Genomic DNA, 13507 nt, shown 5'->3' on the forward strand with positions numbered 1-13507 from the left:
TATGCCTGTTTTCGCACTGATCGCCCTTGTTGCCTACTCTGTCAGCCTCGCGCTGATTATTCCCGGACTGCTGCAAAAAAACAGCGGCTGGCGGCGCATGGCTATTCTTTCGGCGGTGATCGCACTGATTAGCCACGCCTTTGCGCTGGAATCACGCATTATCCCCGGCGACGGCAGCGTGCAAAACCTGAGCGTGCTGAACGTCGGCTCGCTGGTCAGCCTGATGATCTGTACGGTAATGACCATCGTCGCGTCTAAAAATCGCGGCTGGCTGCTGCTGCCGATTGTCTACACCTTCGCGCTGATCAATCTGGCCCTCGCCACCTTTATGCCTAATGAGTTCATTACGCATCTGGAGGCGACACCGGGGATGCTGGTGCATATCGGCCTGTCGCTCTTTGCCTACGCGACGCTGATCATCGCCGCGCTTTATGCCATGCAGCTCGCCTGGATTGACTACCAGCTGAAAAACAAAAAACTGGCGTTTAACCATGAAATGCCGCCGCTGATGGTGATTGAGCGTAAGATGTTCCACATCACCCAGGTGGGCGTGGTGCTGCTGACGCTCACGCTCTGCACGGGCCTGTTTTACATGAAGAACCTGTTCAGCGTGGAGAATATCGATAAAGCGGTGCTCTCCATCATCGCGTGGTTTGTCTATATTGTCCTGTTATGGGGCCATTATCATGAAGGCTGGCGCGGTCGTCGCGTGGTCTGGTTCAACGTCGCGGGTGCGGGCATTCTCACCCTTGCCTATTTTGGCAGCCGCTTCATACAGCAATTTGCTGGCTAAGAAACAAAGGAGTTCCCCCTGGAACACATCTCAACCACCACGCTGATCGTTATCCTGATCGTCATGGTGGTCATCTCCGCCTATTTCTCCGGCTCGGAAACCGGCATGATGACCCTGAACCGCTACCGGTTACGTCATCGTGCTAAACAGGGTAACCGCGCCGCCCGTCGCGTTGAAAAACTGCTCCGCAAGCCGGATCGCCTGATTAGCCTGGTGCTCATCGGCAACAACCTCGTCAACATTCTGGCCTCTGCGCTCGGCACCATCGTCGGGATGCGCCTGTACGGCAACGCCGGGGTCGCAATTGCCACCGGCGTGCTGACGTTCGTGGTGCTGGTGTTTGCCGAAGTGCTGCCAAAAACCATCGCCGCGCTTTACCCTGAAAAGGTCGCCTATCCGAGCAGCTTCCTGCTGGCACCGCTGCAGATCCTGATGATGCCGCTGGTCTGGCTGCTGAACATGGTGACGCGCGTCCTGATGCGGATGGTGGGAATCAAAGCCGACGTCACCATCAGCAGCGCGCTCAGCAAAGAGGAGCTGCGCACTATCGTGAATGAATCCCGCTCGCAGATCTCCCGGCGCAATCAGGACATGCTCCTGTCGGTGCTCGATCTGGAAAAGGTGAGCGTGAACGACATCATGGTGCCGCGTAACGAAATCGTCGGTATCGACATCAATGACGACTGGAAAGCCATCGTTCGCCAGCTGACGCACTCCCCGCACGGGCGCATTGTGCTGTACCGCGACTCGCTGGATGACGCCATCAGCATGCTGCGCGTGCGCGAAGCCTACCGTCTGATGACCGAGAAAAAAGAGTTCACCAAAGAGGTGATGCTGCGCGCCGCCGACGAAATTTATTACGTGCCGGAAGGAACACCGCTCAGCACGCAGCTGGTGAAATTCCAGCGCAACAAGAAGAAGGTCGGCCTGGTGGTCAACGAGTACGGCGATATCCAGGGGCTGGTGACGGTCGAAGATATTCTGGAAGAGATTGTCGGGGACTTTACCACCTCAATGTCGCCTTCCCTCGCGGAAGAGGTCACCCCGCAAAACGACGGTTCGGTGCTGATTGACGGAAGCGCGAACATTCGTGAACTCAACAAAGCCTTTAACTGGCATTTGCCGGAAGATGAGGCTCGCACCATTAACGGGATGATTCTGGAAGCGCTGGAAGAGATCCCGGCGGCGGGCACGCGGGTGCGCATTGAGCAGTACGATATTGATATCCTGGACGTGCAGGACAATATGATTAAGCAGGTGAAAGTCCTGCCCGTTAAACCCCTGCGCGAAAGTATCGCGGAGTAAGGTTGTAGGCCGGGTAAGGCGAACGCCGCTACCCGGCACTACGGATAGCGAATTACGCTTTCGCTTTCGCCACGGTCACCATCGCCGCGCGAATGGTACGGCCGTTCAGGGTGTAACCTTTCTGCATTACGCCCAGCACTTTACCGGCTTCAATCTCTTCAGATTCAACCATCGCAATGGCCTGATGAACGTTTGGATCCAGCGGAACGTCGGTATCGGCAATCACTTCCACGCCAAACTTACGCACCACGTCGAGCATGGATTTCAGCGTCAGTTCGATGCCTTCGATCATCGCCGCGTTGTCCGGATTCGCTTTGTCAGCCACTTCCAGCGCGCGATCGAGGCTATCGATCACCGGCAGCAGTTCGTTGACGAATTTCTCCAGCGCGAACTTGTGCGCCTTTTCGACGTCCTGCTCGGTACGACGACGCAGGTTTTCCATTTCCGCCTTGATGCGCAGAACACTGTCGCGTTCGCGATTCTGTGCTTCTACCAGCTGGGCTTCCAGATTCGCAATTTTTTCATCGCGCGGGTCCACCTGCTCAGCAGATGCGTCTGGCTCTACAGCCTCAACTTCATCGTGCTGTTCCGTGATAATTTCTTCAGGGGCTTGCCCCTCAGGCGTTTTCTGTTCTTTACTACTCATGAATTTCTCCGCGTTTTTCTGCATTCATCTCGCTAACTTCGCTTATTATGGGGATCAGTTTCCGGGATTCAAGGGAACAAGACAGATTGTCATCATTCATCAGGCACAAGGACCTCCAGAAAATGAATAATCATTTCAGGTGTATTGGGATCGTCGGGCATCCGCGTCACCCTACCGCACTAACGACACATGAAATGTTGTATCGCTGGTTGTGTAGCAAAGGCTATGAAGTGATGGTCGAGCAGCAGATTGCCCAGGAACTGCAGCTGAAGAGCGTCAAAACCGGCACGCTGGCGGAAATTGGCCAACAGGCCGATCTCGCCGTGGTGGTGGGCGGCGACGGCAACATGCTCGGCGCGGCCCGCACGCTGGCGCGTTATGACATCAAGGTCATCGGCATCAACCGTGGCAATCTCGGTTTTTTAACCGACCTCGACCCGGACAATGCGCAGCAGCAGTTGGCCGACGTGCTGGAAGGCCACTATATCAGTGAAAAACGCTTTTTACTGGAAGCGCAGGTGTGCCAGCAGGACTGCCAGAAGCGCATCAGCACCGCCATTAACGAGGTTGTTCTTCACCCCGGAAAAGTGGCGCACATGATTGAGTTCGAAGTTTATATCGACGAGATCTTTGCCTTCTCCCAGCGTTCTGACGGGCTGATTATCTCCACCCCGACCGGCTCAACCGCCTACTCGCTTTCTGCCGGCGGCCCGATCCTGACGCCCTCATTGGATGCCATTACCCTGGTACCGATGTTCCCGCACACGCTCTCCGCCCGCCCGCTGGTGATCAACGGCGACAGCACGATCCGTCTGCGCTTCTCGCACCGCCGTAACGACCTGGAGATCAGCTGCGACAGCCAGATAGCGCTGCCTATCCAGGAAGGTGAAGATGTGCTTATTCGCCGGTGTGATTACCACCTGAATTTGATACATCCAAAAGATTACAGCTATTTCAATACATTAAGCTCGAAGCTTGGCTGGTCAAAAAAATTGTTCTGATTTTGCATCCAGTACTTTACTGTATAAAAAACCAGTTTATACTGTATGAAAACACAGTTATGGTTTTTCATACAGGAAAACAATTATGCTGGCACAACTGACCATCAGCAACTTTGCCATTGTTCGTGAGCTTGAGATCGATTTCCACAGCGGCATGACGGCGATCACCGGGGAAACCGGTGCGGGTAAATCCATTGCCATTGATGCCCTCGGCTTGTGCCTTGGCGGCCGCGCCGAGGGCGACATGGTGCGCATGGGCGCAAACCGTGCCGACCTGTGCGCCCGCTTCTCCCTGAAAGACACCCCTGCCGCCCAGCGCTGGCTGGAACAGAACCAGCTTGAAGATGGACGTGAGTGTTTACTTCGCCGCGTTATTAGCAGCGACGGTCGCTCACGCGGCTTTATCAACGGCACAGCGGTCCCGCTCTCCCAGCTCCGTGAACTCGGCCAGCTGCTTATCCAAATCCACGGTCAGCACGCGCATCAGCAACTCGTTAAACCCGAACAGCAGAAAGCGCTGCTGGATGGCTATGCAGGTGAGTACGCGCTTACTCAGCTTATGGCAGAGCACTATCGCCAGTGGCATCAGAGCTGCCGCGAGCTCGCGCAACACCAGCAGCAAAGCCAGGAGCGCGCCGCCCGTGCGGAGCTGCTGGAATACCAGCTCAAAGAGCTGAACGAATTCAACCCGCAGCCGGGTGAGTTTGAGCAAATCGACGAAGAGTACAAGCGCCTGGCGAACAGCGGTCACTTGCTCTCAACCAGCCAGAATGCGCTCAACCTGCTGGCGGATGGCGAAGACGTGAACCTTCAGAGCCAGCTGTATAACGTCCGTCAGCTGCTTACCGAACTGGTCGGCATGGACAGCAAACTGTCTGGCGTCCTGGATATGCTGGAAGAGGCGGCCATTCAGATCTCTGAAGCCGGTGACGAACTTCGCCACTACTGTGAGCGTCTGGATCTCGACCCGAACCGTCTTTTTGAGCTGGAGCAGCGTATCTCCCGTCAGATCTCGCTGGCGCGCAAGCACCACGTTACGCCGGAAGAGCTGCCGGGCTACTATCAGTCTCTGCTGGACGAGCAGCAGCAGCTTGACGATCAGGCTGACTCGCAGGAAACTCTCTCTCTGGCGGTGAACCTGCACCATGAACAGGCGCTGGCGACAGCGCAAAAGCTGCATGAAATTCGTCAGCACTATGCTCAGGAGTTAAGCCAGCACATTACCGACAGCATGCACACGCTGGCGATGCCGCACGGCGTCTTCACCATTGACGTTCGCTTTGAAGAGAACCACCTGACGGCGGAAGGTGCAGATCGTATCGAATTCCGCGTTACCACCAACCCGGGGCAGCCGCTGCAGGCGATCTCCAAAGTGGCCTCAGGCGGTGAACTGTCGCGTATTGCGCTGGCGATTCAGGTGATCACCGCGCGCAAAATGGACACCCCGGCGCTGATTTTCGATGAAGTGGATGTCGGCATCAGCGGTCCGACGGCGGCGGTGGTGGGTAAACTGCTGCGCCAGCTCGGCGAATCCACGCAGGTGATGTGTGTCACCCACCTGCCGCAGGTCGCGGGCTGTGGCCATCATCACTTTATTGTCAGCAAAGAAACCGACGGAGAAATGACCGAAACGCACATGAAGCCGCTGGATAAACGTGCGCGTCTGCAGGAGCTGGCACGCCTGCTCGGCGGCAGCGAAGTCACGCGTAACACACTCGCGAACGCGAAAGAACTGCTGGCGGCATAAACTTTTTCGGGATCTCAGGGTCATACAGAACAACAAAAACGCCGCCAGACCGGTTTCAAAGTGGGGCAAGGTCTATTATCATCGGCATATTACATATGAGCCGCGTTCTGCTCGGGCCCGAAAAGGAATCAAATCACTATGCGTTGTAAAATGCTGACCGCTGCCGCAGCGGTTCTTCTGATGTTGACCGCAGGCTGTTCCACTCTGGAGAAAGTGGTTTACCGTCCTGACATCAACCAGGGGAACTACCTTACCCCTAACGATGTGTCCAAAATCCGCGTGGGGATGACACAACAGCAGGTCGCTTATGCACTGGGAACCCCGATGATGTCCGATCCGTTCGGCACTAACACCTGGTTCTATGTATTCCGCCAGAAGCCGGGCCATGAAGATGCGACCCAGCAGACCCTGACGCTGACCTTCAGCAGCGCCGGTGTGTTGACCAACATCGACAACAAGCCTGCCCTGACTAAATAATCCGGTGTCAGAAATGCAAAAAGGTGCTCATTGAGCACCTTTTTTGTATCTGAGTTCTTACGAAGAATCGTAGCCCCGGTAAGCGCAGCGCCACCGGAGAAGAAAGCGCTACTTACTGGCCTTCTCCGCGCGCTGACGACGCAGCTCTTTCGGGTCGGCAATCAGCGGACGATAAATCTCCACCCGGTCGCCCTCTTTCAGCACATCGCCCAGCTTCACCGGACGGCTGTAAATCCCGACCTTGTTCTTCGCCAGGTCGATATCGCTGCGAAGCTCAAGGATGCCGGAAGCACGGATGGCCTCCTCAACGGTCGCCCCCTCTTCCAGCGTCACGCGCTGCAGATACTGCTTCTCCGGCAACGCATAAACCACTTCTACAGCAATCTTATGCGACACTGTATACCTCTTTGGCGCGGGTGGTGAACGCCTGAACCATATTCGATGCCAGCTCTTTAAAGATGCGGCCAAACGCCAGCTCAATCAGCTTATTGGTAAACTCGAAGTCCAAATGGAACTCAATGCGGCAGGCGTCAGCGCTCAGCGGCGTAAACTTCCAGCCTCCCATCAGGGTTTTGAACGGACCATCCACCAGATGCATCAAAATACTCTGATTGTTTGTCAGCGTATTACGGGTGGTGAACGTCTTGCTGATCCCCGCTTTGGAGACATCCACCGCCGCGGTCATCTGCGTCGGGCCGGATTCCAGAACGCGGCTCCCGGTGCATCCCGGAATAAATTCTGGATAAGACTGAACATCGTTCACTAACTGATACATTTGTTCCGCGCTGTAAGGCACAAGCGCAGTACGGCTAATCTGAGGCATAGCATTTCCCATGGTCACACAACGGACAAATAATAACATTTATCACCTGTTAAAAAAACGCTAAGCCTCATCTCGTGCTAAGATAGCGCGTTAGACCTCACAGGACGCAATGAGGTGACTTTTTGAAATCAGATTACCGACGGCTTTACGACACTTATGACGAAGAAAAAAGCACATAAACCAGGCTCGGCGACCATTGCGCTCAACAAGCGTGCTCGCCACGAGTATTTCATTGAAGAAGAATTCGAAGCTGGCCTTGCGTTGCAGGGCTGGGAAGTAAAATCGCTGCGCGCCGGGAAAGCCAACATCGGCGATAGTTACGTGATCCTGAAAGATGGCGAAGCCTTCCTGTTCGGCGCGAACTTTACGCCGCTGACCGTCGCCTCTTCACACTACGTGTGTGATCCAACGCGCACGCGCAAATTGCTGCTGAACAAGCGTGAGCTGGAATCCCTCTACGGACGCATCAACCGCGAAGGTTTCACCGTGGTCGCCCTGTCGCTGTACTGGAAAAACGCCTGGTGCAAAGTAAAAATTGGCGTCGCGAAGGGTAAAAAGCAGCACGACAAGCGTACTGACCTGAAAGAGCGCGAATGGCAGTTGGACAAAGCGCGCATTATGAAAAACGCAGGACGTTGATTCTGCACACTTATTGTACTATTCAATAAGTTAGCGTTCCGGGCTGGTATCCAGGAAGTGAAATCTGGTATACTCAGTTCAACACTATTGGGGCTGATTCTGGATTCGACGGGATTTGCGAAACCCAAGGTGCATGCCGAGGGGCGGTTTGCCTCGTTAAAAGCCGCAAAAAAATAGTCGCAAACGACGAAAACTACGCTTTAGCAGCTTAATAACCTGCTCTGAGCCCTCTCTCCCTAGCTTCCGCTCTTAAGACGGGGATCAAAGAGAGGTCAAACCCAAAAGAGATCGCGTGGAAGCCCTGCCTGGGGTTGAAGCGTTAAAACTAATCAGGCTAGTTCGTTAGTGGCGTGTCTGTCCGCAGCTGGCGTGCGAATGTAAAGACAAACTAAGCATGTAGTACCGAGGATGTAGAAATTTCGGACGCGGGTTCAACTCCCGCCAGCTCCACCAAACAAAACAAGGGGTTACGTGAAAACGTAGCCCCTTTTTATTTAGTAGTGGCGGCAAAATGGCGACAGACATTTATCCATTAAAGGGACTACCGACGTGAAAAAATCTCTAATTGCCTTATTACTTATTACCAGCGCCAGCTCCTATGCAGACAAGATTCCGGTTTCGATTGAGAATGTCATTGCTGGCACAAATGCTCGTGAGCACAGTCTTAAAAATGGTGAACTCACTGTCAGATATGACCGTTCAAAAGTGACGCAGGATATGGCTACCGCCATGTTTGACTGGATATGTAATGACTATTTCATGAATAAATGGAAGCCGGAGACAATAAAAAGGGTCACGCTTCTGAACGTCACACGCGATCAAGGTTACAAAATTGATGCTGGCGGGAATGAGTGTAAGAAAAGTGGCTCTATGACTTTTGAACAAGAGAAAGCCTATAAAGCCAATATCATCGAAAACGCTACTCAGTTCTAACGACACTCCATTTGTAAGCCAAATGGTGATAAAGACTCTTCAAAAATTCATGTGGCCTTGTCCGCCTGCTGCTGGATGAGGATGAGCGTTATTTACTAGGGCTGGCGTAACGATAAACCGCACTACTGTTTCATGAGTGACAAAGGTGCTACCGCAATTGATATTCTGACACTGGCAGTAACGTTCTTTTGTGCTATCAGTGACCTGAAAGCTGCTCCTAGTGTGCGCTGAGTGTCCACACTTTGGACAATTCATCATCTTGAGTTTCTCCGCTGCCATTAAGTTCTCAATAATGATACACAAAGAATCAGTATTGAGAACTCATTTATTCTATTTCTATATCATCAATCTTTACTTCTAGCTCCAGACTGGTAGTAAAACCATTATCCGGGCTGACCGTATGGGTCAACGTTGTAATGGTCCATTCGGCATCGTCGATAGGCTGTTTAAAGCCGCTCACCTTTACTGGCATTTCGGTGTAGAGATCTGCCCGGCCCTCTGCGAGCTGCAGCGAGAATGACGCAACCCCACGCTGCAGGCGCTCCCATTGCATTTTTGCCGCACGCTCAGCATTGCTGCGGTTTGCGTAAGTACGATTTAGAACCAGTACGTTTTCATCCGTTCCCACCAGATAATCACCCTGTTTTGCTTCTGGCTCTTTTGGCGCGGTGGTTTTCTTCCGACGGCGCTTAACCTTGATTGTTTCTTTTTTCTTGGGTTCGCGGGTATGCAGCCAGCTGGCAATTACGCCGGTATAGGCACCACGATCAGCCAGGGTAAAACGATGACCGTCACCGACTTTACGCTCAATGGTGATAACCGGCAGCGGCTTACCGCTCGCCGTTTTTCCCTGCCCCTGCCGGATAAACAACAGGTTTCCATCCTTAACGGAAGCAATCGCCCCATACTGGCGCGCCAGCTTCATCAGGAAACTGGCATCGCTTTCATTGGTCTGGTCCATGTGATCCAGCGCCTTGTCCGTCAGGTCTTTACCCAGCGCCATTTTGAGGTTATGCCGCGCTGCGATTTCCTTTACCACATCGCCAACGGTTGTCTGGTGCCATGACTTTTCGCGCCGGGTATTGAGGGTTTCACGGAAATCAGCGCTACGGGCACGGATAGTCAGACGATCAGGAGCACCGCTGTGCTCAATCTCATCGACAGTAAACGCCCCTTTCGGGAAAAGCGGCTGTCCTTTCCACCCCAGCGCCAGCTGAATAACAGCACCACGTCGCGGCAGAACGATCTGCCCGTCGGCGTCGTCCAGCTCCAGATCAAGCTGGTCAGCCTCAAAACCCCGGTTATCGGTCAGCGTCAGACTCATCAGGCGCGCATCCAGCGCGGTTGTCACGTCCTTACCTTCAATAGTGATACTGAAAGCCGGGCTTTTGCTGTTCAGGTCAAAAAGATCAGAGCTAAAATTCACTGCAGCAACCCTCCAACAGTATTTTTAATATTACCTATCGCAGACATTGCAGAGTCCTGCAGGTTACTGAGCTGATCGCTGAGACTGCCGAACATATCAGACAGCGACTCATCAACCCTTTTCAGGGTCAGCGTAAACTCAATACGGCGAGGCATTCCGCTTTCAAAAAATTCCGTTTTTGTCTGACTCAGGCTCTCGATTACAAACATGCCGTAAATGGTCCCGCTTCCCTCAATCAGGGGCCATGCTTTGCCCAGCTCTGCCATTTGCTCCAGCGCGAGCAATGACAGCCTGCCCCCGGTGACCTCCGGCAGCAGTACGCCAGATAACGTCAGCGAGTCATTATCCGGGCCAATGAACTGCGTTGATGGTCGTCGGTTCACCCGACTGTTGGCGGCGTGTCGCCAGCTTCGCTGATATTGCAGCTCCTGATATGGCACTGTACGCAGCATAAAGACATATAACCCCAGCACCATCATCATGATTCATATCCCCCTTGATCACTGAAACTACTGCGTGCTTTAGCCCTGGTCTTGCGCTCGCGTTCGTCAAGCTGTCGGGCAACTTCACGGGCAATATCTTGCGCATTCTGCCCTGGCTGAGCATAGATAGTGATCGGCGCGTGAGTTTCAAAGTGCATCACTGGCGGCGCGCTGGCAGATTTCGCAGGCTCGCTTTGTTTATATGCTACAGTAGGCAGACTGTAAGGATGTAGTGGAGCAGCCTCTGCAGGCGCTGCCGCTACGCCCATGACACCTGCAACGACGGAAGCCAGCGCGGCAGTGCGCCGCCTGCTGGTCACATTTGCGGGTCCGTTCACAATTTCAGGGCCGTTCTCCCCAACAATACCGAACTGACCGCGCGGAATAATCCCACCACTGTCATACATCCCGGCAAACGGAACGGCAGCAGCTGCAGCTCCACCAACCACCTGCACCTGTGCTTTGTCTTGTATTTTATTATTTCCGGTCATCCAGTCAGGCAGATAATCGGTGACTGAGGAAAGCTTGCTTTTGAGTGCCTCCCATTTGGCATTAATTCCATCGAGAATGCTGTCAATAATGGCGCTGCCCATGTCCTGAAACTTCGCAGGAAGCGCGGCAACATCAGCCAGGATCGAATTCCATTTATCACTAATAGATTGTCTGATATTGGCCCACGCTTCAGAAACGCCAGATTTTATTGAATCCCAATTTTTAGCTATTAATCCCGGCAAGGTATAATTAAAGAACAGTGACTTAATCCCCTCCCATGCGTCGCTGGCCTTCTCTTTAATCCAATCCCATGCCGTACTTGTGGCATTACATACGGCATCCCACATTGCCTTGAATTTTGGCCCAAGCGTGTCCCAGTTCTGCCAGATATAAATTGCACCAGCGGCGATCAGCCCAATGACGGCCAGTATAGGATTTGCAAACATCAATCGGCCCAGCCATATAACTGACTTACCAACAGAACTGATTGCTTTCCCAATAAGACCAAATGCAGATGAAAATTTTAGCCCCATCACCCCTGCGCTCATTCGCACTACTGCCATCGGCCCTAACACGGACGCCAGCGCCAGTGAAACAACCCCAGCGGCGGTTGCAACAATGGCAAAGCCAGCTGCCAGCTTAAACAGCGCAGAGGTCAATTGTGGGTGTCGTTTAACAAAACCATCCAGACGCGAAGCCAGTTCACCCAACCAGTCAGCCAGCTTCTTTAATGCTGGGGCAACTGTTTCACCGATACTAGCCATAGCATTGGTAAAGGAACCTGTAGCGGCTTCCCATTTATTACCAAGAGTATTCAAGGAGGCATCAACACGCTCGCGTAGAGAAGCCTGATTTTGTAACTTTGAAGCCGTTTCACGATAGCCTGAGATGCCTTTGGTAATCATAATATTTAGCACCTGCAGCGTTTCCGCATCATCCCCAAAAATACCTTTTAGAGTAGCTAACCTTTTCTCAGTATTAAGCTTTTGGAGTTGAGCTAACTGCGTGTACATTTTCTCCAGCCCGCCAAACTCCCCCTTGCCATCCGTAAAATCGAACTTAACGCCAGTGCCTTTTAGTTCATCATTAGCATCCTTCACTTTTTCCGTATTCATGACGGACTGAAATACTTTTCGGTAGGCATTACCAGCTGACTCTCCAGCCATACCAGCCTGATCAGCCATAACTAATAGAGGAGCAAATGTCTTAGCCGCGTCCAATCCCTTTTTATGAATAATATCCATCGCGCTGCTGATTTTTGAGAACCCCTGCAGCATATTTCCTGAATCTACCCCTGCGTAGAATCCTTTCTGGATCACGTCCATCAGATTCATCATGTCTTTTTCGGAGGTCTGAGTAGCATCTTGTAACTTAGCCGCAAACTCAGCTGCTGCAGTGGGAGCCATCTGTAACTGCACGCCAAGATAAGCTGCTGACTCTCCCAAGCCGCCCAGGATGACCTGCGCCGACATACCCTGACGGCGTAGCATAGTCATCATGTTCTGAAAGTCGGCTGTTGTTCCCGGCAGCTTATCGCCCAAAGCAACTGCAAGCCGGTTAATTTTTTCAAATTCAGGCGCTACCTTTCCGCCCGGCCCCATCATTGTACCGGCGAGCTGATTCGCTGCATTTTCTGATTCTGAATAGGCTTTTACTGGAGCCAGCAACGTCATGCCAGTAGTCACCCCAGCCGCCATCGCCCCTGCACCATTACCTGCCAGAGAGTTCCTTAACTCGCGGGTCTTTTCAGCCCTGGCTTTGATGGCGTTGAGCTTTCGCTGACGCTCGCCAACTTCACGCAGCCTGCGCTCCTGCTCAGCCAACTGTCGGTTATACCGCTCAGTTTCTCGTGCAATCCGTGCCGTCTCACGCGCTCCGCCCCCAGCAGATAACCCCAGCCGATAAAGCTCAGCCCTGGCTGCCGCCATCTGGCGAGTTTCCTGTTGCTGTTTTTGTTCAAGACGTGAAACAGCACGCCACTGAGCTTCAAGCGCCTGCGTTTGTTTTTTTGTCGGGGATTCCAAAGAAGACATTTCGCGCGTCATCATTTGAGCGCGTAGCCTCGCCTGATCCAGTTCGGCACCAGTACGGCTAACACTTTGAGTTAGCTGATCGAAAGATTTAAGCTGACCTCCAGCATCACTCAGCTTTTTAATCTGATCGCGGGTTTGTCGAATAGCTGATGCCAGCTCCTTAGAGCCAGCCTGTGCATTTTTAAATGGGCGGGTTAACTTATCCACCGCCCCCAGAACTACCTGCAGTCGCAGGTTATTATCACTCATCGCTGGCCCCGCTTCGCTGAATTGCCTTATGCCGCCACTCCAGCACATCAGTCAGCGGCATAACGTCAGTGATGGACGGCGACCAGTGAAAGATGGTGGCAATGTCTGCCACCAGATCATCAACCGTCAGGTTGTCGGCAAATCGGCAAGCACCGACTTCGGCAACAAAAAAGTAACCACCTCTACAGCCATTGCTGTCAGATCGGCGGGGTCCAGCTCTGCCATTTCCTGCGCGGTCAGCGTCGGGGTGGAGATTCGCGGGATCACGGTCATCATCGCACCCACATCCATATCCATAATGGCCTGCAGACGGGTGCCACGCAGTGCGCCGGACTGCGGCTTACGCAGCACAATTTCGGTAATTTCAGCTTTACCGCGCATGATGGGAGTATCCAGTTTTACGGTCTTTTCAGTCAGCTTATCGCTCATGTTCGTTTCCTGTTAATGAAATACTGGCGCGG

The 13507-nt window shown here is 53.1% G+C and carries 16 protein-coding genes and 1 other RNA gene; 8 read left to right on the forward strand and 9 right to left on the reverse strand.

Annotation, left to right across the window (positions count from 1 at the left end; translation table 11 throughout):
- The first annotated feature begins 1 nt into the window (after position 1).
- Together ACHH0Z_RS08590 and ACHH0Z_RS08595 are read left to right on the forward strand one after the other, a co-directional pair.
- Complete coding sequence (locus ACHH0Z_RS08590; protein WP_032623031.1) at positions 2-793, forward strand: inner membrane protein YpjD; 792 nt, start codon at positions 2-4, stop codon at positions 791-793.
- Positions 794-811: 18 nt separating this feature from the next.
- Positions 812-2098, forward strand: coding sequence for an HlyC/CorC family transporter (locus tag ACHH0Z_RS08595; protein WP_025759264.1), 1287 nt, complete (start codon positions 812-814; stop codon positions 2096-2098).
- Between the two features lie 52 nt (positions 2099-2150).
- On the opposite strand, the gene grpE is transcribed toward ACHH0Z_RS08595, so the two are convergent.
- Complete coding sequence (gene grpE, locus ACHH0Z_RS08600) at positions 2151-2744, reverse strand: nucleotide exchange factor GrpE (RefSeq protein WP_008502499.1); 594 nt, start codon at positions 2742-2744, stop codon at positions 2151-2153.
- A gap of 122 nt (positions 2745-2866) precedes the next feature.
- Between grpE and nadK the strand changes: the two genes are divergently transcribed.
- The 3 genes from nadK (at position 2867) to bamE (ending at position 5969) form a co-directional block, all read left to right on the forward strand.
- Positions 2867-3745: an NAD(+) kinase gene (gene nadK, locus ACHH0Z_RS08605; RefSeq protein ID WP_008502500.1), complete on the forward strand. Its 879-nt coding sequence runs from the start codon at positions 2867-2869 to the stop codon at positions 3743-3745.
- Between the two features lie 85 nt (positions 3746-3830).
- A complete protein-coding gene (gene recN, locus ACHH0Z_RS08610; RefSeq protein ID WP_044597776.1) occupies positions 3831-5492 on the forward strand; it encodes a DNA repair protein RecN in 1662 nt (553 codons plus the stop codon).
- Positions 5493-5630: 138 nt separating this feature from the next.
- Positions 5631-5969: an outer membrane protein assembly factor BamE gene (bamE, locus tag ACHH0Z_RS08615; RefSeq protein WP_008502502.1), complete on the forward strand. Its 339-nt coding sequence runs from the start codon at positions 5631-5633 to the stop codon at positions 5967-5969.
- Between the two features lie 108 nt (positions 5970-6077).
- On the opposite strand, the gene ACHH0Z_RS08620 is transcribed toward bamE, so the two are convergent.
- Both ACHH0Z_RS08620 and ACHH0Z_RS08625 read right to left on the reverse strand, forming a co-directional pair.
- Positions 6078-6365, reverse strand: coding sequence for an RnfH family protein (locus ACHH0Z_RS08620; RefSeq protein WP_023325903.1), 288 nt, complete (start codon positions 6363-6365; stop codon positions 6078-6080).
- Positions 6355-6792 carry a type II toxin-antitoxin system RatA family toxin gene (locus tag ACHH0Z_RS08625; RefSeq protein ID WP_008502504.1) on the reverse strand — a complete coding sequence of 146 codons (438 nt, stop codon included), beginning with the start codon at positions 6790-6792 and terminating at the stop codon, positions 6355-6357. The genes ACHH0Z_RS08620 and ACHH0Z_RS08625 overlap by 11 nt, the downstream gene beginning before the upstream one ends.
- A 156-nt stretch (positions 6793-6948) precedes the next feature.
- Between ACHH0Z_RS08625 and smpB the strand changes: the two genes are divergently transcribed.
- The 3 genes from smpB to ACHH0Z_RS08640 all read left to right on the forward strand — a co-directional run bounded on the left by smpB (position 6949) and on the right by ACHH0Z_RS08640 (position 8364).
- Positions 6949-7431 (forward strand): SsrA-binding protein SmpB, encoded by a 483-nt coding sequence (smpB, locus tag ACHH0Z_RS08630; RefSeq protein ID WP_024908331.1) that lies wholly within the window; start codon positions 6949-6951, stop codon positions 7429-7431.
- Between the two features lie 89 nt (positions 7432-7520).
- Positions 7521-7884: a transfer-messenger RNA gene (gene ssrA / locus ACHH0Z_RS08635) on the forward strand.
- A 96-nt stretch (positions 7885-7980) separates the two neighbouring features.
- Positions 7981-8364, forward strand: a complete 384-nt coding sequence (locus ACHH0Z_RS08640) for a hypothetical protein (protein ID WP_025711956.1) — start codon at positions 7981-7983, stop codon at positions 8362-8364.
- Positions 8365-8403: 39 nt separating this feature from the next.
- Here the strand turns inward: ACHH0Z_RS08640 and ACHH0Z_RS08645 are convergent, their stop codons facing one another.
- From ACHH0Z_RS08645 to ACHH0Z_RS08670, 6 genes are all read right to left on the reverse strand, one after another.
- The gene (locus ACHH0Z_RS08645; RefSeq protein ID WP_395149532.1) at positions 8404-8622 is read right to left on the reverse strand and encodes an ogr/Delta-like zinc finger family protein; all 219 of its coding nucleotides are present in this window, start codon (positions 8620-8622) and stop codon (positions 8404-8406) included.
- Positions 8623-8689: 67 nt separating this feature from the next.
- Positions 8690-9790 carry a phage late control D family protein gene (locus ACHH0Z_RS08650; protein ID WP_275371189.1) on the reverse strand — a complete coding sequence of 367 codons (1101 nt, stop codon included), beginning with the start codon at positions 9788-9790 and terminating at the stop codon, positions 8690-8692.
- Complete coding sequence (locus ACHH0Z_RS08655; RefSeq protein ID WP_395149514.1) at positions 9787-10272, reverse strand: phage tail protein; 486 nt, start codon at positions 10270-10272, stop codon at positions 9787-9789. The genes ACHH0Z_RS08650 and ACHH0Z_RS08655 overlap by 4 nt, the downstream gene beginning before the upstream one ends.
- Positions 10269-13046, reverse strand: coding sequence for a phage tail tape measure protein (locus ACHH0Z_RS08660; protein ID WP_395149515.1), 2778 nt, complete (start codon positions 13044-13046; stop codon positions 10269-10271). Before ACHH0Z_RS08660 ends, ACHH0Z_RS08655 begins: the two co-directional genes overlap by 4 nt.
- Complete coding sequence (locus tag ACHH0Z_RS08665; protein WP_000763315.1) at positions 13039-13158, reverse strand: GpE family phage tail protein; 120 nt, start codon at positions 13156-13158, stop codon at positions 13039-13041. Before ACHH0Z_RS08665 ends, ACHH0Z_RS08660 begins: the two co-directional genes overlap by 8 nt.
- 14 nt (positions 13159-13172) lie before the next feature.
- Positions 13173-13475, reverse strand: a complete 303-nt coding sequence (locus tag ACHH0Z_RS08670) for a phage tail assembly protein (RefSeq protein WP_001528658.1) — start codon at positions 13473-13475, stop codon at positions 13173-13175.
- Positions 13476-13507 lie beyond the last annotated feature (32 nt).

The sequence above is a fragment of the Enterobacter cloacae complex sp. 2024EL-00227 genome, assembly GCF_043945315.1.
Taxonomy (GTDB): Bacteria; Pseudomonadota; Gammaproteobacteria; order Enterobacterales; family Enterobacteriaceae; genus Enterobacter; species Enterobacter roggenkampii.

Coding starts and splice junctions, on each gene's coding strand:
- ACHH0Z_RS08590 (WP_032623031.1), top strand. CDS start 2: ATGCCTGTTTTCGCACTGATCGCCCTTGTTGCCTACTCTGTCAGCCTC.
- grpE (WP_008502499.1), bottom strand. CDS start 2,744: ATGAGTAGTAAAGAACAGAAAACGCCTGAGGGGCAAGCCCCTGAAGAA.
- nadK (WP_008502500.1), top strand. CDS start 2,867: ATGAATAATCATTTCAGGTGTATTGGGATCGTCGGGCATCCGCGTCAC.
- recN (WP_044597776.1), top strand. CDS start 3,831: ATGCTGGCACAACTGACCATCAGCAACTTTGCCATTGTTCGTGAGCTT.
- bamE (WP_008502502.1), top strand. CDS start 5,631: ATGCGTTGTAAAATGCTGACCGCTGCCGCAGCGGTTCTTCTGATGTTG.
- ACHH0Z_RS08625 (WP_008502504.1), bottom strand. CDS start 6,792: ATGCCTCAGATTAGCCGTACTGCGCTTGTGCCTTACAGCGCGGAACAA.
- smpB (WP_024908331.1), top strand. CDS start 6,949: ATGACGAAGAAAAAAGCACATAAACCAGGCTCGGCGACCATTGCGCTC.
- ACHH0Z_RS08645 (WP_395149532.1), bottom strand. CDS start 8,622: ATGATGAATTGTCCAAAGTGTGGACACTCAGCGCACACTAGGAGCAGC.
- ACHH0Z_RS08655 (WP_395149514.1), bottom strand. CDS start 10,272: ATGATGATGGTGCTGGGGTTATATGTCTTTATGCTGCGTACAGTGCCA.
- ACHH0Z_RS08660 (WP_395149515.1), bottom strand. CDS start 13,046: ATGAGTGATAATAACCTGCGACTGCAGGTAGTTCTGGGGGCGGTGGAT.
- ACHH0Z_RS08670 (WP_001528658.1), bottom strand. CDS start 13,475: ATGAGCGATAAGCTGACTGAAAAGACCGTAAAACTGGATACTCCCATC.